General features: G+C 62.7%; 23 protein-coding genes. 17 read left to right on the forward strand and 6 right to left on the reverse strand.

What is annotated here, in order from left to right; all coding sequences use genetic code 11:
• Nucleotides 1-15: 15 nt before the first annotated feature.
• Complete coding sequence (locus AMK05_RS11730; RefSeq protein ID WP_064838605.1) at nt 16-3417, reverse strand: YhdP family protein; 3402 nt, start codon at nt 3415-3417, stop codon at nt 16-18.
• A 125-nt stretch (nt 3418-3542) separates the two neighbouring features.
• Between AMK05_RS11730 and AMK05_RS11735 the strand changes: the two genes are divergently transcribed.
• The 5 genes from AMK05_RS11735 (at nt 3543) to AMK05_RS11755 (ending at nt 8396) form a co-directional block, all read left to right on the forward strand.
• Nucleotides 3543-4016 carry a peroxiredoxin gene (locus AMK05_RS11735; RefSeq protein ID WP_012557791.1) on the forward strand — a complete coding sequence of 158 codons (474 nt, stop codon included), beginning with the start codon at nt 3543-3545 and terminating at the stop codon, nt 4014-4016.
• Nucleotides 4013-4840, forward strand: coding sequence for a ferritin-like domain-containing protein (locus AMK05_RS11740; RefSeq protein ID WP_064838606.1), 828 nt, complete (start codon nt 4013-4015; stop codon nt 4838-4840). Before AMK05_RS11735 ends, AMK05_RS11740 begins: the two co-directional genes overlap by 4 nt.
• A gap of 106 nt (nt 4841-4946) precedes the next feature.
• The gene (locus AMK05_RS11745) at nt 4947-6266 is read left to right on the forward strand and encodes a peptidoglycan DD-metalloendopeptidase family protein (RefSeq protein WP_064838607.1); all 1320 of its coding nucleotides are present in this window, start codon (nt 4947-4949) and stop codon (nt 6264-6266) included.
• 157 nt (nt 6267-6423) lie between these two features.
• Nucleotides 6424-7941, forward strand: a complete 1518-nt coding sequence (locus AMK05_RS11750) for a DEAD/DEAH box helicase (RefSeq protein ID WP_064838608.1) — start codon at nt 6424-6426, stop codon at nt 7939-7941.
• Nucleotides 7942-7946: 5 nt separating this feature from the next.
• Nucleotides 7947-8396, forward strand: a complete 450-nt coding sequence (locus tag AMK05_RS11755; protein WP_064838609.1) for an NUDIX domain-containing protein — start codon at nt 7947-7949, stop codon at nt 8394-8396.
• On the opposite strand, the gene AMK05_RS11760 is transcribed toward AMK05_RS11755, so the two are convergent.
• Together AMK05_RS11760 and AMK05_RS11765 are read right to left on the reverse strand one after the other, a co-directional pair.
• Nucleotides 8366-8686 (reverse strand): TfoX/Sxy family protein, encoded by a 321-nt coding sequence (locus tag AMK05_RS11760; RefSeq protein ID WP_064838610.1) that lies wholly within the window; start codon nt 8684-8686, stop codon nt 8366-8368. The two genes, AMK05_RS11755 and AMK05_RS11760, sit on opposite strands and share 31 nt — an antisense overlap.
• Before the next feature lie 35 nt (nt 8687-8721).
• A complete protein-coding gene (locus AMK05_RS11765; protein WP_064838611.1) occupies nt 8722-9216 on the reverse strand; it encodes a flavin reductase in 495 nt (164 codons plus the stop codon).
• Between the two features lie 253 nt (nt 9217-9469).
• Here AMK05_RS11765 and AMK05_RS11770 point away from each other — a divergent pair, with 253 nt between their 5' ends.
• From AMK05_RS11770 to purB, 5 genes are all read left to right on the forward strand, one after another.
• Nucleotides 9470-10552, forward strand: coding sequence for an ABC transporter substrate-binding protein (locus AMK05_RS11770; RefSeq protein WP_064838612.1), 1083 nt, complete (start codon nt 9470-9472; stop codon nt 10550-10552).
• Nucleotides 10553-10615: 63 nt separating this feature from the next.
• Complete coding sequence (rpe, locus tag AMK05_RS11775; RefSeq protein ID WP_064838613.1) at nt 10616-11293, forward strand: ribulose-phosphate 3-epimerase; 678 nt, start codon at nt 10616-10618, stop codon at nt 11291-11293.
• Nucleotides 11290-12015: a DUF2259 domain-containing protein gene (locus AMK05_RS11780; RefSeq protein WP_064838614.1), complete on the forward strand. Its 726-nt coding sequence runs from the start codon at nt 11290-11292 to the stop codon at nt 12013-12015. Before rpe ends, AMK05_RS11780 begins: the two co-directional genes overlap by 4 nt.
• 89 nt (nt 12016-12104) lie before the next feature.
• Nucleotides 12105-12593, forward strand: coding sequence for a hypothetical protein (locus AMK05_RS11785; RefSeq protein WP_064838615.1), 489 nt, complete (start codon nt 12105-12107; stop codon nt 12591-12593).
• 124 nt (nt 12594-12717) lie between these two features.
• Nucleotides 12718-14025 carry an adenylosuccinate lyase gene (gene purB / locus AMK05_RS11790; RefSeq protein ID WP_064838616.1) on the forward strand — a complete coding sequence of 436 codons (1308 nt, stop codon included), beginning with the start codon at nt 12718-12720 and terminating at the stop codon, nt 14023-14025.
• Between the two features lie 239 nt (nt 14026-14264).
• Here purB and AMK05_RS11795 read toward each other — a convergent pair whose 3' ends face one another.
• Nucleotides 14265-14750, reverse strand: a complete 486-nt coding sequence (locus AMK05_RS11795; RefSeq protein ID WP_064838617.1) for a low affinity iron permease family protein — start codon at nt 14748-14750, stop codon at nt 14265-14267.
• A 126-nt stretch (nt 14751-14876) separates the two neighbouring features.
• Nucleotides 14877-15680 (reverse strand): DUF2189 domain-containing protein, encoded by an 804-nt coding sequence (locus AMK05_RS11800; RefSeq protein ID WP_064838618.1) that lies wholly within the window; start codon nt 15678-15680, stop codon nt 14877-14879.
• A gap of 178 nt (nt 15681-15858) precedes the next feature.
• Between AMK05_RS11800 and AMK05_RS11805 the strand changes: the two genes are divergently transcribed.
• The 7 genes from AMK05_RS11805 (at nt 15859) to AMK05_RS11835 (ending at nt 21750) form a co-directional block, all read left to right on the forward strand.
• Nucleotides 15859-16413 carry an RBBP9/YdeN family alpha/beta hydrolase gene (locus AMK05_RS11805; protein WP_064838619.1) on the forward strand — a complete coding sequence of 185 codons (555 nt, stop codon included), beginning with the start codon at nt 15859-15861 and terminating at the stop codon, nt 16411-16413.
• Between the two features lie 95 nt (nt 16414-16508).
• Nucleotides 16509-18794, forward strand: a complete 2286-nt coding sequence (locus AMK05_RS11810) for a putative bifunctional diguanylate cyclase/phosphodiesterase (RefSeq protein ID WP_064838620.1) — start codon at nt 16509-16511, stop codon at nt 18792-18794.
• Between the two features lie 248 nt (nt 18795-19042).
• Nucleotides 19043-19807 (forward strand): phosphoribosylaminoimidazolesuccinocarboxamide synthase, encoded by a 765-nt coding sequence (purC, locus tag AMK05_RS11815; protein WP_003568927.1) that lies wholly within the window; start codon nt 19043-19045, stop codon nt 19805-19807.
• A gap of 15 nt (nt 19808-19822) precedes the next feature.
• Nucleotides 19823-20065 carry a phosphoribosylformylglycinamidine synthase subunit PurS gene (gene purS / locus AMK05_RS11820; RefSeq protein WP_064691749.1) on the forward strand — a complete coding sequence of 81 codons (243 nt, stop codon included), beginning with the start codon at nt 19823-19825 and terminating at the stop codon, nt 20063-20065.
• Nucleotides 20066-20108: 43 nt separating this feature from the next.
• On the forward strand, nt 20109-20663 hold the full coding sequence (locus AMK05_RS11825) for an RNA 2'-phosphotransferase (protein ID WP_064838621.1): 555 nt from the start codon (nt 20109-20111) through the stop codon (nt 20661-20663).
• Nucleotides 20660-21331 (forward strand): phosphoribosylformylglycinamidine synthase subunit PurQ, encoded by a 672-nt coding sequence (gene purQ / locus AMK05_RS11830; protein WP_064838622.1) that lies wholly within the window; start codon nt 20660-20662, stop codon nt 21329-21331. Before AMK05_RS11825 ends, purQ begins: the two co-directional genes overlap by 4 nt.
• 20 nt (nt 21332-21351) lie before the next feature.
• On the forward strand, nt 21352-21750 hold the full coding sequence (locus AMK05_RS11835) for a hypothetical protein (RefSeq protein ID WP_064838623.1): 399 nt from the start codon (nt 21352-21354) through the stop codon (nt 21748-21750).
• A gap of 24 nt (nt 21751-21774) precedes the next feature.
• Here the strand turns inward: AMK05_RS11835 and AMK05_RS11840 are convergent, their stop codons facing one another.
• Nucleotides 21775-22032, reverse strand: coding sequence for a DUF1127 domain-containing protein (locus AMK05_RS11840; RefSeq protein WP_064838624.1), 258 nt, complete (start codon nt 22030-22032; stop codon nt 21775-21777).
• Nucleotides 22033-22037 lie beyond the last annotated feature (5 nt).

Consider the following 22037-nt stretch of genomic DNA (forward strand, 5'->3'; position numbering starts at 1 on the left):
CTTCTCGGCGCTGCCTCACTGGAATTCGAAGATCTGCCTAAAGACACCCGGCGCGATGATCGACAGCGGATTGATCTGCAGGTTCGGCTGGTCGAACTTGCCTGTCAGTTTGAAGGTGATGCCGATCAGGCCGCGGTCGCTGCCGTTTCCGAGGATGACGCCTATCAGCGGCAGTTCGGCAAACAGCCGGTTGAGACCGTAAGCCGGCATGAAGGTGCCGGTCATGTCCATATTGCCCTTGCGGTCACGCACGACGCCCTGGAAGGTCGCGCCGATCTGGTCACCGCGCAGCACGCCATTCTCGATGCCGACCATACCGCCCCGCGAAACAACGCGGGCAAAACCGCGCTGAAAGCGTTGCGAAGAGGTATCGATGTCGCGCTTGACGGCCTCGTTGAGGCTGCGCTGCTCGCTTCCGACAGGCGTCGAGACGATCGACTGCAGCCGTTGTTCGTTGACGATCGAGAAACGGCGCACGTCGAGCGAACCATCCCAGCCGCCCTGTGCCGAAAGCCGGATCGCCAGATTGAGCAGGCCGCCCTGCATATGCTGGTAGAGGTCGGCGAAACGCGAGACCGCGCCGGCATCGCCGCTGGTGATGTTGATGACGCCACCGTCCTTCATCTGGCTGACCACGGCCTCGCCGCTGTCGGTCACAGCGGAAAAGTTCAACGCCTGCAGCTTGTCGCCGCGCAGTGACACCTGCGCCTGGAAATTGCCGATCTTCTCATCGTTGAAGCCGATGACGTTTTTCAGCCTGGCGCGCACCGATACCCCGGTGTCGCCGGCATCCCCGTCATCATCGCCATCGCCCGAGCCCGATTTCAACCGCGCGATCACAGGCCGCGCGTCGGCGCTGTCGCCGGAGACCGAGACGTCGAAATTCCCCTTGCTGCGTTTCACCGACAGGGCGAAATCGTCAAGCGAGGAGAGTTTGACGCTGTCGAAATCGGCCGAGATCAGCCCGCCTTTACCGATGTTCATCGATCCGTTGGCGCCGAAACCGTCACCCTTCAGCCGGAAGTTCTTGATCTGGGTATTGTCGGCCGGGCCGGATGTTTCAAATTCCGCCGAAGCTGTAATGCCGCTGCCCTTCGACCAGCCGATCCACGGCAGGTCGAGTTGCGACCGGGTGAGGTCGAGCTGAACGTCCTGCCGGTCGTCGTCGATCCGCGTCAGCACCATCTTGACGCTGCCGCCGATGATGCCGGAAAGGCCGGGTATCAGCTTGTTGCGCTGCTCCTCGGAAAGCGTCGCGGTGATCACCCGCTGCCGCTTCGCGCTGTCGGATGCCTCGACCGGCTCAGTAAGATCGATATCGGCCGGGACGCCGTCTATCTGGGCCTTGGCATCCAGGGTGATCTGTTTCGGATTGCCGTTCAGCGTGCCGTCGAGATTGCTGATCGTTCGGCCGGAAAACGGCTTGGCAAGATCGATATCGGTAAGCTTCATATTCGCCGCCCATTCGGCCGGCGGCGGGTTCTGCGAGGACAGCAGGCCGAAATGCGCCTTCACATTCGCCTCGATCCGCCCCTTGAAATCGTCGGGCGTAAAGCCGGCGCGCTGCAGCACCCGGATCGGCCGGTAGGTCAGAAGCTCGCCGACGGCGTCCGCTGTCCCTGAGATCGCCAGATCGATATCGGCCATCAGCGGCTTGTCGTAGGTTGCCGGTATGGCGAAGGTTCCCTGCCCGAGACCGACAGATCGGCCGGAGGGGAAAAACGACGTGCCGCTCTTGATCGCGATCGTCGCAGTGGGGCCGGTCAGGTCGAAATGGGCCGCCATGTCGCGAACGGGCGGAATGTCGCCGGCGACGTTCATCCGCGCGTCCGCGATGTCGAAGCCGATGCGGATCTGGTTGGCGTCGAGCTTCAACCCCTTACCGCCGGCCGCCTCGTCCAGCCTGCCGAAGGGAATGAAGACGGAGATGGAGGCGTTGGTGACGGTGCCGCCGAAGAGGTTGCCGTGTACCCAGGTGCGCACCTTCGGCGCCATCCAGAACGGCCACAGCTGCTTGATCGCCGTCGTCTGCAGCTGTGCCGACTGGCCGGCAAAGCTGATCTCCGGCGATTTGCCGCCGAGCTTGACGTGCAGTGCTCCGTAAAGCGCGCCGAGCGGGCTGGAGACGGTCATGTTGGGAAAAAGGAATTCCCGGCCGGCGACGAGGTAGCGCCCGGTCGCCTGGATGTCGAAGGCGACCGGCTGCTCGCCGGAGCCGCTGGGGGCTGCCGTGCCGCCGCTGACCAGAAGGTCGATGCCGAAGCCCTTTCCGGCTTGCGGATCGAGCTTGTCGAGATCGATCAGCGCGCCGTTGATCGGAACCGTGGTCGCGCCGAACCGGGCGTTCGACCGGGCGATTTCGAGGGTCTGCTTGGCGAAATCATAGACGAGATTGATCTGTCCGCCCGACAGTTCCTGCGGATCGCCGTCCGCATAGATCAGGCCGGGTTCGATATCGACGGTCGCCGCAAGCGCCGGCTGCACGCCATCACGCGCTCGCGTGGCCGATACCGTCAGGTCGGCGAAGGCGCTCAGTCCCTGCCGGATCACGCCCTGATCGTTGCGTTTCAGCGCAAAGGGCGTGAGGTCGGCATGCTTGAGCGTCGCCACGACCTTCGACACCTGGCGGTCTTCCTTCTCGGCCAGCACCTCGAGTTCGGCCACCTCGCCGTTCAGCGCCACCTCGCCAGTCAATTGCAGCGAGGATGGGCCGGCATGGGCAAAGACGAGATTGTCGACGACCAGCGACAGCGGCCCGTTGGCGGTGTCGGCAAGCTTGATGTTTATGCCGGAAATGCGCACCGAATTGGTCGAGCCGCGCGTCACGATACCGTCGAACATATCGAACTGCGAGAAGATTTTCTCCATCGCCGCCGGCATGGCGTCGATGCGCAGATCGTCGAGCGTCACAGGATTGCCCGAGGGCAGAAGCGCGGTATCGAGCGCGATATCGTCGGCTTCGATGTCGGTGACGGCGATGCGGCCGCGGAAAAGCTGCAGCGGATCGAGCCCCAGGCGCACCGAACCCGTTGTCGACAGATGCTGGCCGCTCTGCTCATCGATCATGTTGACGTTGCGCGCTTCCAGCGCCAGCCGGAAATCCGAGGTGAAGCGGATGACGGTGGAGCCGACCTCGGCGCGGTAGCGCGGTCCGGCCACGCCGTTCAACGCCGCCTGCGCCTGCTGCGACAGCGGCTTGTCGAACATGCCGCTCTCGACGGTGAAGACGATCGCAGCGAGAACAAGCAGAATCACCCCCAGAAACCCTGCGGCCAGCTTCGCCGTACGCCGCATCGGCGAACGCGGCGGCGGGCAATGGACGATGATCGGATCCTCGGCCTGGGCGGACGGCAAGCGGTCCAGCGCAACGATATCCTTCTTGCGAAACGTGACCTTTTCGCCGCGGATGGCTGACATGCGCCTTCGGGCTCTCCCTTAAATCGAAGAATTGAACCCGGTCATGCTGGACGGGTTTCCGTCCACTATATAATTCGGGGAGAGAAAGTGTCATCCACAAACCCGGCAAAAGAAAGGTTTTCCCAATGGCGGTTCCCGGCATCGGCGCCACGGCTCCTGATTTCAACCTTCCCCGCGATGGCGGCGGCCGCATCTCGCTGGCGGAATTCCAGGGCAGGCCGCTCGTGCTGTTCTTCTATCCCAAGGACGATACGACCGGCTGCACCGCCGAATCATTGGCTTTCACCGCGCTGGCAAGCGAGTTCGAGGCGGCGGGCGCAGCCGTCATCGGCATGTCGCCCGATTCGGCCGCCTGTCACGACAAGTTCATCAGAAAGCACCGTCTTTCGGTGGCGCTTGCCTCGGACGAGGAAAAGACGACGCTGCAGGCCTACGGCGTCTGGAAGGAAAAGAGCATGTACGGCCGTAACTTCATGGGCGTCGAGCGCACCACCTTCCTGATCCGCCAGGACGGCACGATCGCCACCATCTGGCAGAAGGTGAAGGTGCAGGGCCATGCCGAAACCGTGCTCGAGGCCGTGCGGAATCTCGCCGCGTGACCGGCGACCTCGCGATCACCTCGCTGCGCGGCGGCGCCATCGATGCCATCTGCTCCGCCGATCTCGACCGCAAGACGGCGCTTGCGCAGGAAAGCGCCACCCGCTGGTTCGCCCGCCGGGTGTCGCTGCGCTCGCCGCTCGATGCGGCCCTGCCGGAGAGGCCCGGCCGTCCCGACAGGCCGGTGCTGACGCCGCCGACCCAGGTGGAAAAGCGCTCGCTGCATACGCTGAAAGGCCGGATCGCCCTGCTCCATGCTATCGCCCATATCGAACTCAATGCAGTCGATCTGGCGCTTGATATCGTTGCGCGATTTGCCACCGAACAGGTGCCGAATTCCTTTTTCGACGGCTGGATGCAGGTTGCCTTCGAGGAGGCGAAGCATTTCCGTATGGTGCGCGCCCGCCTCAACGATCTCGGCGCCGATTACGGCGATCTCCCCGCCCATGACGGGCTCTGGCAGGCGGCCCATTCGACCCGCAACGACCTGACGGCAAGGCTCGCCGTCGTGCCCCTGATTCTTGAAGCCCGCGGCCTCGACGTCACGCCGTCACTGCAGGCAAAGATGCGCCAGACCGGCGACCTCGAAAGTGCCGATGTCCTCGACGTCATCTACAACGACGAGAAAGGCCATGTCGCCGTCGGCGCCAAATGGTTTCGCTTCCTCTGCGCGCGGGAGAAGCGCGACCCGGCCAAAGCCTTCCAGGAGCTGGTGCGCGCCAATTTCCGCGGGCCGCTGAAGCCGCCTTTCAACGATCTTGCCCGCGCCGAGGCCGGGCTGACACCATCCTTCTATCGCTCGCTGGCATCGATTAGCCACGCCTGAGATCATTGATATTATTGGCGCGCATAACGATAAAGAAAGCATTCATTAACCATAAACGTGTCTAATTTCCCGAAAGAGGCGTAGAGCATCAGTCGGGAGAGCCTGCGTGAACAGCGGACATCAGCACCGGGTATTCGGCAGGCGGGCGCAGGAACATATCCTCATCCTCGCAAGCGGCGACAAGGTCCGCCACATGACGGTTCGGCCATGGATGGCAGCAGTTGCCTTCTGCTTTGTCGGCGTCTTCTCGATCGGCTACCTGCTGGCCACCTCCTATCTGGTTCTGCGCGACGACCTGATCGGCGCCACCATGGCGCGCCAGGCCCGCATGCAACACGACTACGAAGACCGCATCGCCGCCCTTCGCGCCCAGGTCGACCGCATCACCTCCCGCCAGCTTCTCGACCAGCAGGTGGTCGAGGATAAGGTCGACAAGCTGATGGAACAGCAGATGGCGCTGACGTCGCGCCACGGCAAGCTCGACAATCTGCTCGACCGGGCCGAAAGCTCCGGCCTGACGGATAAGGCCGGCGCCCTGCCCGAGCCGTCTTCGCCGGTTCAGTCCTTTGCCCCCGACATCAAGGACAAGCGCGCTTCACTGACCGGCGGCGGCATCGAGGCGATCGAGAAACAGCTGGCGAGCGGCGCACCTGCCGATGCGACGCCCGACAATTCGACACTTGCCTATGTGCCCTCCGCCGAAACGGTCGGCGACCGCGCCGACCGCATCTTCTCCAACGTGACGCTGTCGCTGAAGGGCGTCGAACAGGACCAGCGCAACCGCGTCGAGCAGTTGACGAGCGACGCCGGCAATGCCGCCAATGCGATCGGCAAGGTGCTGACCCGTTTCAAAATTCCGGTGCCTGAGGAGACTGCGACAAAGCAGGACGACGATGCCGTCGGCGGCCCCTATGTCGAACCTGAAAGCAACGACGATTTCAACAATTCGCTGGCAACGCTCGACGGCGCGCTGACCCGGCTGGAGGCGGTGCGCAGCACCGCGGAATCCCTGCCCTTCCGCAATCCCGCTATCGGCAAGGACGTGACCAGCCCCTTCGGCAATCGCCGCGACCCTTTCCTCGGCCGCCTCGCGCTGCATTCCGGCATCGATTTCCGCTTCTCGCCGGGCGAGAAGATCCGCCCGTCGGCGCCGGGCAAGGTCATCGCAGCCGGCTGGACGGGCGGTTACGGCAACATGGTCGAGGTCGACCACGGCAACGGCATCTCGACGCGCTACGGCCATATGTCCCAGGTGCTGGTCAAGATCGGCGACACGGTCGGCCGCAGCGACGTCATCGGCCTTGCCGGCAGCACCGGCCGTTCGACGGGGACGCACCTCCACTATGAAGTGCGCCAGGACGGCCACGCGGTCGATCCAGTATATTTCATGAATGCCGGCCTTAAACTCGCCACCTATCTCAAGTAACTGCCGTCAGGTAACCATCGCTTCACTCTGTACGGGGTGCGGCCTCTCTATTTCTTGACTTGCCGGCCATTCGGGGCTATGTCGCGCTGCATTGCGGCATGCAATCCCGCCGACTCGTTCAGAGCTCGGCCGAACCGGAACGGAAACAGTTTTCCCTTTGACGACATTCGCTGACCTTGGCTTGAGCCAAAAAGTGCTATCCGCTGTTACCGACGCGGGCTACACGATACCCACGCCTATTCAGGCGGGAGCCATTCCCTTTGCGCTCGAGCGTCGCGACATTTGCGGCATCGCGCAGACGGGCACCGGCAAGACGGCATCCTTCGTTCTGCCGATGCTGTCGCTTCTGGAAAAGGGCCGTGCCCGTGCCCGCATGCCCCGTACGCTGATTCTGGAGCCGACGCGCGAACTCGCCGCCCAGGTTGCCGAGAACTTCGAAAAATACGGCAAGAACCATCGTCTCAACGTCGCCCTTCTGATCGGCGGCGTTTCCTTCGAGGACCAGGACCGCAAGCTCGAGCGCGGCGCCGATGTGCTGATCTGCACGCCCGGCCGCCTGCTCGACCATTTCGAGCGCGGCAAGCTGTTGATGAGCGGCGTCGAGATTCTCGTCATCGACGAGGCCGACCGTATGCTCGACATGGGCTTCATCCCCGATATCGAGCGCATCGCCAAGATGATCCCGTTCACCCGTCAGACGCTGTTCTTCTCGGCAACCATGCCGCCGGAGATCCAGAAGCTCGCGGACCGCTTCCTGCAGAATCCCGAGCGCATCGAAGTGGCCAAGCCCGCCTCGGCCGCAAAGACCGTGACGCAGCGCTTCGTCGCCTCGCACAGCAAGGATTACGAGAAGCGCGCCGTTCTGCGTGATCTCGTCCGCGCCCAGACCGAACTCAAGAACGCCATCATCTTCTGCAACCGCAAGAAGGATGTTGCCGATCTCTTCCGGTCGCTGGAACGCCACGGCTTTTCCGTCGGCGCCCTGCATGGCGATATGGACCAGCGCTCCCGCACGATGACACTGCAGAGCTTCCGTGACGGCAATCTCCAGCTGCTGGTTGCCTCAGACGTCGCCGCCCGCGGCCTCGACATTCCCGATGTCAGCCACGTCTTCAATTTCGACGTGCCGATCCATTCCGAGGATTACGTCCACCGCATCGGCCGCACCGGCCGTGCCGGCCGCTCGGGCGCCGCTTTCACGCTGGTCACCAAGCGCGACAGCAAATTCGTCGATGCGATCGAAAAGCTGATCGGCGAAAAAGTCGAATGGCTGAGCGGCGATGTGAGCTCTCTGCCGCCGGCAGAAGAAAGCGCCGACAGCGACCGCCCGCGGCGCAACAGCCGCGAGCGTGGCGCAAAGGGTGAACGCGGCGAGAGAGATCGTGGTCGCGGACGCGGCAATCGCAGCGCCACCGGTCATAAATCTGATAACGACATCCAGGATAATGACGTCCAAGTGATCCAGGCAGCACCAGTAAAGGCCGACATCGTGAAGAACGAGCGCAGAGCAGAGCAGAAGCCGCAAAACAATGCGCGTAACAGCCGGCCTTATCCGGCAAACGATGACAGCCGCGACCGCCGCCGCCATCGCGACCACGATGACGGCCCCACCCCGGTCGGCTTCGGCGACGATATCCCCGCCTTCATGCTCATCGCCGGCAGCGCCAAGATCTGATCGCCATGGCTAAGCCCGGTCTCGATTTTCCGGGCTTCGGCGTCGGCCTGGTCATTCTGCGCGACGCCAAGGTTCTTCTCTACAAGCGCGTGCGCCCACCGGAAGCCGGCTACTGGAATATCGTCGGCGGCAAAGTCGATCATATGGAGCCGGCCGAGCAAGCCGCGCGCCGCGAGGCTGAGGAAGAAACCGGCCTCAGGATCGGCCGGATCGAGCGGATCGGCATGACCGAACAGATCATCGACACCGACCGCCAGCACTGGATTTCACTTCTCTATCTCGCCCGCGACGTCGAAGGCGAGCCGCAATTGACCGAACCGGACAAGCTTTCCGATTTCGGCTGGTTTCCGCTGACGGATTTGCCGGAACCGCTCTCGGCCTTCACCAAGGCGGCGATAGCGGCTTTGCCGATTGCCGAAGAGAGTCAGCTATCGGCGCGCAGCGACGCCTCATAGGCAAGCCGTACCCATTTCGCCATCAGATCGGGATCGTCATAGGCCTCGTCGGGGATCGACCAGTAGGGCATCTTCACCGGCTTGCCCTTCTTGCCCTCGTAGCTCCATTGCGTGGCGCCGGCGGCGGCAAACTCCGGGGCGCTGGTCTCGTCGGCCTTCAGCAGCATCTCGTCCCGCACTTCGAGCGCAACGATGCGGCCGAGATGATAGATGCCCTTGCCGCCGAACATACGCTTGATCGTGACCGGGCCGAGCCCCTGAAACATTTCCTCGATGCCGGCATTGTCCATTCGCTATTCCCTCGAAATCCCGGCCGTGGCGGCCATCACAGCGCGTGATAATCCCGGTTCATATAGATGAGCGCCGGATGCTTTTCGCTGAAGCGCACGGCCGCGACCTCGCCGAAGATGACATTATGCGTCGGCATTTCCTTGATGTCGGTCACCCGGCAATCGAAGGCGGCGAGCGCATCGGCGAGCACCGGCGCGCCGGTGACCAGCGTCTCGAACCGGGCGCTGGCGAAACGCTCGCCATCGGCAAGCGAGGTCCGTCCGGAAAAGGCGTCGGCAACGCCCTGATGATGGGCGCCGAGCGTGTTCAGCACGAAGACGCCGCTGCGGAAGAAGATTTCGTTTTTCGGATTGGTGTTGTTGAGGCAGACCAGCACGGAGGCTGGATTATCCGAGACCGAGCAGGCGGCGGTGATGGTGACGCCGCGGCGCAACTCGCCCAGCGCCGTCGTTACGAGTTGCACATGGCCGGCATAACGGCTCATGGCGTCTCGATAAAGACCGGGGTCGATATGCTGCCTGTTCAACACCTGCTTCTCCCGTGCGCTCTGCTGCCGACTGCATACAATTAGCAGCAATGCAAAGTCCTGCAGCGTCCTTTGCGTCACCGAAAGGCCGCCCCGCGCTGCAGTTCGACTTTCTATCGCGCCAATATGGCGAGCATCGGTTACCTTTTCTACAATAGGACCGGTGAAAAGCACTGCGGCACGCTTGTTTTTCTTTGACGATCGCGGCCTTGCGGATAAAAGGGCATGGACGATGGCTAGGGGATCTCCGCCTTTCATGATCAACCTGCGTGGCATAGCAGCCTTTCTGGCGCTGCTGGGAGCGGCGGCACCAGGCCATGCGGCGGGCGTGACGATTGGCGTCGTCGCCCCTCAGAACGGTTCACTCGCTTTGCTCGGCGCCCAGATTGCCGCTGGGGCCGGTTTCGAGATCCAGCGATCCGGAAACACCCTCGTCGCCATCAACGAGACCTGCGAGGACAATAGCGGTGCTGCGGTTGCCGACGCGCTGGTCGCTGCCAAGGCGCAGGTCGCGATCGGCTTTCTCTGCAGCGAGACGCTGGAAGGCGCCCTGCCGAAGCTGAAGGACGCCGGCATTGCCGCCATCACCGTCTCGGTTCGCTCCCGCATCCTGATGGAGGATGCGCTGAAAAACGGCTGGCCGCTCTTTCGTCTCGCGCCCGCCGATGGCACTGAGGCGGCAAAGGTCAACGAAGTGATCCTCAAGGACTGGGCCGCCGATCCGATCGCGTTGATCGAGGACGGCACCATCCATGGCCGTGAACTGACGGAAGCGGTGCGCAATGCGCTGGAGCAGAACGGCCTGAAGCCGGTCTTTACCGATACCTATCGCCCGGGACAGGAGCAGCAGGTTGCCCTGGTCCGCCGGCTGAAACGCGCCGGCGCCACCAGGGTCTTCATCGGCGGCGACCGCAACGATGTCGCCGTCATCGCCCGCGACGCCAAGGCGGAAAACATCCCGCTCTTCATTCTCGGCGGCGATGCCATGCGTGCGGCCGACCAGCCGCTGCCGCTCGCGCCCGGCGTGCGCGCCGTCGCCCTCCCGGAATATGCGCTTCTGCCGGAAGGCGCAGCGGCGGCCGAGGCTCTCGGCGCCAAGGGCATAGAGCCGGAAGGCTATGTCCTGCCGTCGCTCGCGGCAGCGCTGATTGCCAGCCAGGCCGGGGAAGCCGCCGTTGCGGCCGGCAAGCCTCTCCAGGCGTCGCTTGTCGGCACGACGTTCCAGACGCCGGTCGGCCCCATCGCCTTCACCGCCGCGCATGAACTTGCGCAAAACGCCTACCGCCTGCTCGAATGGCGGGGCAACGGCTTTTTTCCACCTGCCGCGCCGATGGAGTGAGCGGCCGCCAGTCTTGAAATCGGAGGCCGTGCTCAAATGGCGGCCCACAGGGAGTAAAACTTGATGACGCTGCCCATTCGCATTGCCCCCTCGATCCTCGCGGCGGATTTCGCCAGGCTCGGCGAGGAGGTGCGCAACGTCACGGCCGCCGGCGCCGACTGGATCCATCTCGACGTGATGGACGGGCATTTCGTGCCGAACATCTCCTTCGGCCCCGATGTCATCAAATCGCTGCGCTCCTATACCTCGGCCACGTTCGACTGCCACCTGATGATCTCGCCGGTCGACGACTATCTCGAAGCCTTCGCCAAGGCCGGCTGCGACCGCATCACCGTCCATGCCGAAGCCGGGCCGCATCTGCACCGCTCGCTGCAGACCATCCGCAATCTGGGCAAAAAGGTCGGGGTGACGCTCAATCCGGCGACCCCGCTCAGCGCCATCGAAAACGTGCTCGACGACGTCGACCTCATCCTGATCATGTCGGTCAATCCCGGCTTCGGCGGGCAGAAGTTCATTCCGGCAATGGAAGCCAAGATCGCAGCCGCGAAGTCACTCATCGGTGACCGGCCGATCGAACTCGAGGTCGACGGCGGCGTCACGGTGGAAACAGCGCCGGCAATCGCCCGCGCCGGCGCCAACGTCCTGGTCGCCGGCTCGGCAATTTTCAAGGGCGCCACGGTCGAGGATTATCGCCGGACCGTCGCCGATCTGCGTCAGGCAGCCGAAGGGGCACGAGGATGATAAAGCGTCTGATCATCGGCGGCATGCTTGCCGCCGCATTGGCCGGCCTGCCCGGCCTATCACTGGCGGGCGACATCGCCAATATCCAGCCGATCGGCTTTTCCGCCGATGGCAAAGTGTTCGGATTTCAGGAGTTCGGCATCAAGGAGGAAGGCGGCGCTCCCTACTCCAACACCTATTTCGTCGATACCGAAAACGGCCAGTATCTCGAGGGCACGCCCTTCCGCACGGAGATGACCGAGAAGGACGCCAATCTTTCCAAGGCGCGGCGGCAGAACCTGACGGCGGCGCGCAGCCAGATGGATAAGTACGATCTCTTGACCAATCCCGGCCTGATCGCCGCGTTCAATCCGCCGACCGAACTCGGTTCCCCCTCGAAGACCATCCGTTACACCACGCTTGCGACCGATGGCCCGCCGAAGTCACCTTATACGCTAGCGCTCAGCGAGATACCGGTGGCGACGCCGAAGGATTGTGCAGCAGTCGACAAGCGGGTCCTCGGTTTCAGCCTGCAGATGATCGAGAAACAGGGCGCTCCGAACCGCCAGGCGGCGCGGCAGGCGACGGCAGTTCCGGCCGAGCGCGCCTGTTCTGTCGAATACCGGATCGGCGGCGCGGTGGTCTATCAGCCGGAAGCCGGAGACCAGGTTCACATCGCCTTGATCCTCGCCTTCGACGCCGACCGGAACGGACGCTGGATTGCCGTTCCGGTTCATCCCTGAGCCCGGATCGCCCAGGGATGGATGGCCCGAGCCCGGATCACTCCAGCACAGATCGACCGAGCCCGGATCGGCCTAGGACAAATCGCCCGATGAGGGATCGTCTGCGCGCTGCGCGGCCGTCCTGCCCCGATCTGATTGCCGGCGCGCTGTTCTGGGGCATGCAGATGCTCGCCTCCGCCATGCTCGGCCTTTACCTCCGCAACGGCCTGCAGACGAGCCGGCTTGCCGAGGTCGCCGCACTTTATTTCGCCGGCGGCCTGTTTGCCTGGCCCTTCGCCCTGCCGGTCGCCCGCTTCTTCGCGCATGACAGGCTGCCGGAAGCGCGTTTTGCCGCCTTCTTCGTGACGCTGACGGCAGCGACGATCGCCATGACGGCCTTTCTCTTCGCCATGGAATACCGGCTCTTCTATTCCCGCTGGCATGCGCCCTTCGGCAGTTTCGTCTGGGCTTTTCAGTTCGTCTTCACCAGCATCAGCGCCGTCTACCAGTTCCTGGTGATCGGTCTGCGCCTTTTCCTGCCGCTCGGCCTCGTCTGCCTTGTCGTCAGCAGCTATCATCTTGCCAAACGCATGCGTTGAGATTGCCGCCCGTCTTTGCTACAGGGGCACTAAAGCAATTCCGCGTAAAGTGCCCCGCGGTGTTCCGTCCGGAATTGCGTCAAAACGAAACGCTTAAACCTCTTGAAGTGAAGGCAGCCCGCCCATGATCCCGCGTTACTCCCGGCCCGAAATGGTCGCCATCTGGTCTCCCGAAACCAAGTTCCGCATCTGGTTCGAGATCGAGGCGCATGCCTGCGACGCGCTGGCCGAGCTCGGCGTCATCCCGAAATCGGCGGCAAAGACGATCTGGGAAAAAGGCGGTGCGGCCACCTTCGACGTTGACCGCATCGACGAAATCGAGGCCGTCACCAAGCATGACGTCATCGCCTTTCTCACCCATCTCGCCGAGATCGTCGGCCCGGATGCACGTTTCGTCCACCAGGGCATGACCTCATCGGACGTGCTCGACACCTGCTTCAACGTCCAGCTGGTGCGCGCCACCGATATCCTCATCGCCGATATCGACCGCCTGCTCGCAGCGCTGAAAACCCGTGCCTTCGAACACAAGGACACCGTCACCATCGGCCGTTCGCACGGCATTCACGCCGAGCCCACAACCTTCGGCGTCAAGCTGGCGCTTGCCTATGCCGAATTCGAACGCTGCCGCCAGCGCCTCGTCGCCGCCCGCGAGGAAATCGCGACCTGCGCCATCTCGGGCGCCGTCGGCACCTTCGCCAATATCGATCCGCGCGTCGAGGAACATGTCGCCGAGGCGCTCGGCCTGAAAGCCGAGCCGGTCTCGACCCAGGTCATCCCGCGCGACCGCCACGCCATGTATTTCGCCACCCTCGGCGTCGTCGCCTCCTCGATCGAGCGCCTGGCGACCGAAATCCGCCACCTGCAGCGCACCGAGGTTCTGGAAGCCGAGGAATATTTCTCGCCCGGCCAGAAGGGCTCCTCGGCCATGCCGCACAAGCGCAACCCGGTGCTGACCGAAAACCTCACCGGCCTCGCCCGCATGGTCCGCTCCTACGCCTTGCCGGCCATGGAAAACGTCGCCCTCTGGCATGAGCGCGATATCTCCCACTCCTCCGTCGAACGCATGATCGGCCCCGACGCGACCGTCACCCTCGACTTCGCCCTCGCCCGCCTTGCCGGCGTCATCGAAAAGCTGCTGGTCTACCCCGAGAATATGGAGAAGAACCTCAACAAATTCCGCGGCCTCGTCCACTCCCAGCGCGTCCTCCTGGCACTAACCCAGGCCGGCGCCTCCCGCGAAGACGCCTATCGCCTGGTGCAGCGCAACGCCATGAAGGTGTGGGAACAGGGCAAGGATTTTCTGGGGGAATTGCTGGCGGATGCGGAGGTGCGGGCCGCGTTGTCGGAAGAGGACATCCGCGAAAAATTCGACCTCGGCTATCATACGAAACATGTCGACACGATTTTTCGCCGCGTCTTCAAAAACGCTTGAGAGATTCCCAACCCTTCGACGTCATCCTCGGCCTTGCGCCGAGGATCTGCCGCAAATCAACCGGCAGTAGATCGTCGGGACAAACCCGAGGATGACGAAAGAGAGGTCGGTAGGCATTGTTTTAGCTCATTGTTTTTATTCATTCGTTACCTGGAATCGCCGCACACTTCCGGACGACGTGCATTAGCAGTCTGGCGTCACCCTTCAGGGCCGCCTTTCTATGTGATTGCGGACTGTATTTAGTTCTTCTCAAGCGGCCGTTGTTTCCCCTTCGAGGCTTTGGCGTTCACCGGGCGTTTGCGCACCTCGGTCTTTTTCGACGGCATCGCCTGCACTGTCTCCGCCTCTACGGTCCTGCAAGCCTCCGTCTCGCCCCTGCCCTTGGCCGCCTTGGCGACCAGCTCGTCAAGACGCTTCAGCTCCTCCTCGTCGAGGTTCTCAATGCCGATGAAGCGGTTCTCGGCATGGCTCGTCAGGATGATTTCGTTGAGTTTGGCCTGGATCGCCCTGGTGTCGCGCGTCTGGGCGTTCTGCAGCACGAAGACCATCAGGAAGGTGATGATCGTCGTGCCGGTGTTGATGACCAACTGCCAGGTTTCCGAATAATCGAAGAAGGGACCGAGTGCCGCCCAGATGATGACGGCGATGAGCGCCAGGATGAAGACAATGGGTTTGCCCGCCCATTCCGAGACCTTGGTTGCGAAGTGGGCAAACAGATGCTTCATCGACACCTCTGAAATCCTCCCAAAAAGCCGGTCACAAATAACGCGGCGAGAGGTCTCGAGGTTCCGGGAACTGGTGAAGCTTACCTCCGGGGATCACGAGAATTCGAGATCCCCGGAAATGTTTGACTACGCGGCTTCCCGCGCAATCAGCTTACGATAAAGATGCCAGGTCGCATGGCCGAGGATGGGAATGACGAGCGCAAGCCCGGCAAAGACCGGGATCGTGCCGATGACGAGCAGGGTTGCGACGATCAGGCCCCAGAGCAGCACCGGCACCGGATTGGCGATCGTCGCGCGGATCGAGGCGACGACGGCGGCCACCGCGCCGACATCGCGGTCGAGCAACAGCGGAAAGGTGATGACGGTCGTCGCCAGCACGACGAGCGCGAAGACGAAGCCGATCAGATTGCCCCAGATGATCAACTGCATGCCTTCGGGCGTGCCGAAGACCTGGCGGAAGAAATCCGCCATGCTGCGGGGAAATACTTCGCCGAGCAGATTGCTGTAGAGCGTCTGCGCCGTCACCAGCCAGACGACGAAAAGGCCGCAAAGCATCAGCCCGACCGCGACGATCGACGGCAGCGCCGGCGAATGGCGCACCTCGAGCGCATGCGTCCACGAGGTGTCGACGCCGGCCTCGCGCCGGCGGCTGATCTCATAGAGGCCGATCGCTGCGATCGGGCCGATCAGCACGAAACCTGCCATCAGCGGAAAGACCATCGGCAAAAGATTGGCGCCGGATGTCCACAATGTCAGGAAGACGCCGGCAATCGGGTACATCAGGCACAGGAACACGTAGTGGGACGGTTTCTCCATGAAATCGTCGTAACCGCGCTTCAGCGCGTCGAAGACGTCGGCGATACCGATGCGATTGACAACGGGCCGCGCGAAGTTTTCGCCTGCACCCGTCATGACATGAAATGCCGCCATGGCTTTCTCCTCCTCAGCCGAGACCTGGTCGGCGGCGGACACGCAATCGGCGGGGCAAGCCGACACGAAATCCGCAACCGGCACTGGAGCAATATAGCAAACCAAAACGGCCGTGTCGCTCTCTCCCTTCACATCCCCTCTTGACATCGCGGGCAAGCCTTCTCACATCGGCGGCACTATGAAAGCCTCAGACGCAGATATCCTCATCATCCCCGGCTACACCAATTCCGGTCCTGGCCACTGGCAGAGCCGCTGGGAGGCAAAGCTCAGCACGGCGCGGCGCGTCGAACAGGCCGAATGGACCAAACCGGTCCGAGAGGACTGGATCGCCCGTATCGCCGAGGAGGTCAACGCCTCGACACGCCCGGTCGTTCTCATCGCCCATTCGCTGGGCGTGGCCTCGACTGTGCATGCCATCCCGCATTTCCGCAAGCCGGTGGCGGGCGCCTTCTTCGTCGCCCCGCCCGATGTCGCCAATCCCGACATCCGGCCGAAGCACCTGATGACCTTCGGCCCCTATCCGCGCGATCCGCTGCCCTTCCCGTCGATCACGGTGGCGAGCCGCAACGATCCGTTCGGCAGCTACGAACATGCCGACGATATCGCCAGCAGCTGGGGCTCCTTCCTCGTCGATGCCGGCGAGGCAGGCCATATCAATGCCGATTCCGGTCACGGTCCCTGGCCCGAGGGCACGATGGTCTTTGCCCAGTTTCTCAGCCGGCTCTCCGCCTGATCAGCAAAACCGGCTTTCTCGTTAATTAAGCGGATGCTTTCTAAGTCTTTCTTAATGGAATGACAGCAGACTGCACCGAGATGAATTAAGCGAGAATGCCCGTGAAGAAAGCCCATCCACAGGCCGATGATCCCGCAGCGGCCAAGGCAGGCGTCGGCAACGGGGCGGATGACGATTCCGACCTGGCGGAGCGGGAGAGCCGGTGGAACCATGCGCTCGTCGGCTCCGGCCTTGGCGTCTGGGACCACAATTACCGTCTCGGCCGGAAATATTATTCCGAGACGTGGAAGACCATGCGCGGCATGGCGCCCGACGAGGAGGCCGCCGGCGATTACGACGCCTGGCTGGCCCTCGTCCATCCCGATGACCGCGATTTCGTCGTCCATGCCATCGACCGGCAGAATGCCGGCGATCCGGATTTCCAGATCTTCGAATATCGCGAGCGCCACAGGGACGGCCACTGGATGTGGATCGACTGCCGCGGCGCCTGCGTGGAATGGGACGAGAGCGGCGTGCCGACCCGCATCGTCGGCACGGATACGGATATCACCGCCCGGAAGGAGGCCGAGGATACGCTCTCGCGCCTGTCGCGCCGGCTCGATCTGGCGCTGGAGATTTCCCGCATCGGCGTCTTCGAGGCGGATATCGAGAATGATACCGTCGAATGGGACGAGCGCCTCATCGCCATTTACGGTCTGAAGGGCGCCTCGCGTCCGATCGCCAGCGACATCTGGGCGAAAAGCCTGCATCCCGACGATCGCGAGCGCGTGCTGGGCCTGTCCGACCGCAGCGTCGAAAGCGGCAGTGATTTCCAGCAGGAATACCGCATCATCCGCGGCGACGGCGCCGAACGTGTCATCCGCGCCAGCTCGGCCTTCTTCGTCGACGGCAACGGCCACCGCAAGCTGATCGGCGCCAATTGGGACGTCACCGATGAGGTCGCGCTCCGCAACGAATTGCAGCGCGCCAAGGATCTGGCCGAGGCCCACAACCGCGAACTCGAAGCCGCCAAGGAGAGCATCGAGCGCCTGGCGCTGCACGATTATCTCACCGGCCTGCCGAATCGCCGCTATCTCGACAAGATGCTGGGCGAGCGCTCGGCCGAATGCCGGGCCAAGGGCCTGGGGCTGGCCATCCTGCATATCGATCTCGACCGCTTCAAACAGATCAACGACACGCTCGGCCACCGGGCGGGCGATGCCATGCTCCAGCATGCCGCAAGCGTGCTCAGACATTCCGTCCGCGCCGCCGATTTCGTGGCCCGCATTGGCGGCGACGAATTCGTCATCCTGTGCACCGTCGATCCGGCGTCGAAGAAGATCGCCGGCCTTGCCGAACGTATCATTCGCGAATTGCGCAAACCGGTGAGATATGAAGGGCACGACTGCCGTTTCGGGGCCAGCATCGGCATCGCCGTCGACAGCGGACCGACGCTCGATGCCAAGCAGACGCTGCTCGATGCCGATATCGCGCTCTATCGCGCCAAGGGTCTGGGCCGCAACCGCTTCGAATTTTTCTCGGCCTCTGCCCGCCGCGACGTCATCTCGGCCAAGCACCTCGCCGACGAGATCCTGATCGGCCTCGAGCGCAATGAATTCGTGCCCTTCTATCAGCTGCAGTTCGATGCCCGCACGCTCGATGTCGTCGGCGTCGAAACACTTGCCCGCTGGCAGCACCCGGTGCACGGGCTGCTGGCGCCAGACCGTTTCCTCGATATCGCCGAGGATCTCGACGTCGTCTCGACCATCGACGCCCTGATCCTGGAGCGCGCCATCGCCGATCGCCGCGCCTGGATCAAGGACGGGCTGGCCGTTCCGAAGATATCGGTCAACGTTTCCGCCCGGCGGCTTGCCGATCCCGATCTCGGCAAGAAGCTTCGCGCCCTGAAGATCCAGCCCGGCACCTTCGCCTTCGAATTGCTGGAATCGATCTCGCTCGACGATTGCGACGAGGCGGTCGCCGCCAACCTGAAAAAACTGCGCAAGCTCGGCATCGACATCCAGATCGATGATTTCGGCACCGGCCATGCCTCGATCGTCAGTCTGCTGCGCTTGAGCCCGAAGACGCTGAAGATCGACCGCGAGCTGATCCGCATGCTGCCGCAATCGGCCGAGCAGCGCAAACTCGTCGGCTCGATCATCGATATCGGCCGCTCGCTGAATATCCTCGTCATCGCCGAGGGTGTCGAGACTTCAGATCATATCCGCATTCTCGAAGAACTCGATTGCGACACGCTGCAGGGTTATGCGCTGGCCCGGCCGATGCCGGCCATGCAGATCCCCTCCTTCATCCGTGCCGGCAGCTGGCGCCACGGGCAGGTCGCCGCGCGCGCCCTGCAGACGCATCTCCGTCGCGCGCTGCGAAGCAGAGCCGCCAAATAAACATCTGCACAAGCAGCCCGCCATTTCGCCGTCATTTCACCGTACAGGAAAAGGCGCTAAACTCGTCCTGCGAATTCATTCGATTCTCTTGGCGGTATTCCGTAAAATCCGGAACGGGCCATGAAATCCGGAAACGGGGGAAGCAACGACAGGCGGATTGTGAAACCTACTCTTTTCCTTTAAGGGGACGCCACGAGATCGATCCACTCGCGCTATCCCAAGAGCGCCAACAATAGAGAATGACCACGATGAACCGTCGCCGCCGTATCTACGAGGGCAAGGCAAAGATTCTGTATGAGGGTCCGGAACCGGGCACTTTGATCCAGTTCTTCAAGGACGATGCCACTGCCTTCAACAAGAAGAAACACGAAGTCATCGACGGCAAGGGCGTCCTCAACAACCGCATTTCCGAATATATCTTCAGCCATCTGAACAAGATCGGCATCCCCACCCATTTCATCCGCCGGCTCAATATGCGCGAGCAGCTGATCAAGGAAGTGGAGATGATCCCGCTGGAGATCGTCGTGCGCAACGTCGCCGCCGGCTCGCTCGCCAAGCGTCTCGGCATCGACGAAGGCGTGGTGCTGCCACGCTCGATCATCGAATTCTATTACAAGTCCGACGCGCTCGACGATCCGATGGTCTCCGAAGAGCATATCACCGCCTTCGGCTGGGCCAATCCGGCCGAGCTCGACGACATCATGGCGCTTGCCATCCGCGTCAACGACTTCATGACCGGCCTGTTCCTCGGCGTCGGCATCCAGCTCGTCGACTTCAAGATCGAATGCGGCCGCCTCTTCGAAGGCGATCTGATGCGCATCATCCTCGCCGACGAGATCTCACCGGACAGCTGCCGGCTCTGGGATATCGAGACCCATGAGAAGATGGATAAGGACCGCTTCCGCCGCGATCTCGGCGGTTTGCTCGAAGCCTATTCCGAAGTTGCGCGCCGTCTCGGCATCATCAATGAAAACGAGCCTGTGCGCGGCACCGGCCCGGTTCTGGTCAAGTAAGGCAGGAAAGACAAAGTGATCAAGGCTCGTGTCACCGTCACGCTGAAAAACGGCGTTCTCGATCCGCAGGGCAAGGCCATCGAAGGCGCGCTCGGCGCCCTCGGCTTCTCGGGCGTCGGCCACATCAGACAGGGCAAGGTCTTCGACCTTGAGCTGGAAAGCGCCGACAAGGCCAAGGCCGAAGCCGACCTCAAGGCCATGTGCGAAAAGCTCCTCGCCAACACGGTGATCGAGAACTACGCGATCGCAATCGACTGACGATCGCCGCCCGTCATCCGGCGGACTTTGAGGATTTGGCGTCATGACGCAGGCAGAGCTGGAGACGGAAGTCTCGAAATATATGAGCTATGTTTTGCGTCATGCGCCTGAAGCCGCCGGTTTGACGCTTGATGCCGAGGGCTGGGTCTCGTTCGATGAACTTGAAAAAGCGCTGACGTCGAAATACGACGTTTCCCGCGCCGATATTGTCGCGGTCGTCGAAAACAATCCGAAGAAGCGCTTCACCCTTATCGACAACAGAATTCGCGCCAATCAGGGTCATAGCGTCGACGTCGACCTCGCATTGAACCCGGTGGAACCGCCTGCCACGCTTTTTCACGGCACGTCCCTGGCGAACTGGCAATCGATCGAGCGCGAAGGCTTGCAGAAGATGCAGCGCCACCACGTTCATCTCTCGGCGGATGTCGAAACCGCGAAAATCGTCGCAACGCGCCGCAAGGGTGAATATCTCATCCTGCGTGTGGATGCGGCCCGCATGTTTTCAGAGGGTCATTCTTTCTTTGTCTCCGACAATGGAGTATGGCTCGCCGAAAGCGTTCCAGTTCAATATCTTTCGCCAGACGCGGGGACCCCATGAAATCAGCCGTCGTTCAACTTCCGGGCCTCAACCGCGACCGCGACATGATCGCCGCCTTGACCAAGATTTCCGGAAAACCGCCGGTGACGATCTGGCAGACGGAAACCGAGATCCCCGATGTCGACCTGATCGTCATCCCCGGCGGCTTCTCCTATGGCGATTACCTGCGCTGCGGCGCGATTGCCGCCCGCATGCCGGTCATGCGGGCGATCATCGACAAGGCGGCAAAGGGCGTGAAAGTGCTCGGCGTCTGCAACGGCTTCCAGATTCTCGTCGAGGCCGGCCTGCTGCCTGGCGCGCTGATGCGCAATGCCTCGCTGAAATTCGTCTGCCGCGAGATCAAGCTTGAAGTCGTCAATGCCGAAACGGATTTCACCCGCGCTTATGCGCAGGGCCAGGTCATCCGCAGCCCGGTCGCCCATCACGACGGCAATTATTTCGCCGACGAAGCCACGCTGGCCAGGATCGAAGGCAATGGCCAGATCGTCTTCCGTTATGCCGAGGGCACCAACCCGAACGGCTCGATCAACGACATCGCCGGCGTGATGAACGAAAAAGGCAACGTGCTCGGCATGATGCCGCATCCGGAAAACCTGATCGAAGCCGCCCATGGCGGGTCGGACGGCCGCGGCCTCTTCGCCTCGGCGCTCGACGTCGTCGCTGCTTGAGCTTGGCTGGAGCAAGATCGATGCGCGTTTACGTCACCATCGCCAACGCCGCCCTGCTTGCCGCTCTCGCAGCCATGGCTGCGGCCTGCCAGTCCACGCCGGCGCCGTCAGGTCCGAACCGGGCCGCGCTGCCGACGATGGAGCGCGTTGCGCTCGGCGCCAATGCCTGCTGGTTCAAGTCGGGCGATCCGGCCTTTGCTGCTTACAAGCTCGCGCCGGAGCTCAATTCCTTCTCCGGCCGCCCGCGCATCCTGCTCGTCCATAAGGGCAGCCCGGAAAGCCGGCCGCTGCTCGTCGTCCAGGCCGAGGGAAGCCCGGCGCGTTTGCAAGCCTTCGGCCCGGTGATGTCGGAACCGGTCGCCGGCCGCATTGCCGCCGACGTCAATCGCTGGTCGGCAGGCAACAAGGCCTGCAACTGATCGCTGCCGGCAATCCCCGCGGGATCAATCCCAGAAGAACGACTTGCTGATTTCGCGCGCGGCGTCGGACTGCGACACGCCGATATCCTTGAGTTCGCTCGCCGTCAGGCCTCTCAGCGCCCGGCGGCCTTCCCGCTTCTGATGCCAGACAAGCACCGCCGCCCAGATCCGCCCCAAGCGAGTCGTCGCCTTGGCAGGTGCGTCGGGAAGGACGATCTGCCTCCTGTCTTCATAGGAGACAATCGGTACAATTGGCATTTTGATCTCAGGCAAGGCAGACATTCCAG

It is taken from the genome of Rhizobium sp. N324 (assembly GCF_001664485.1).
In the GTDB taxonomy this organism is placed as follows: Bacteria; Pseudomonadota; Alphaproteobacteria; order Rhizobiales; family Rhizobiaceae; genus Rhizobium.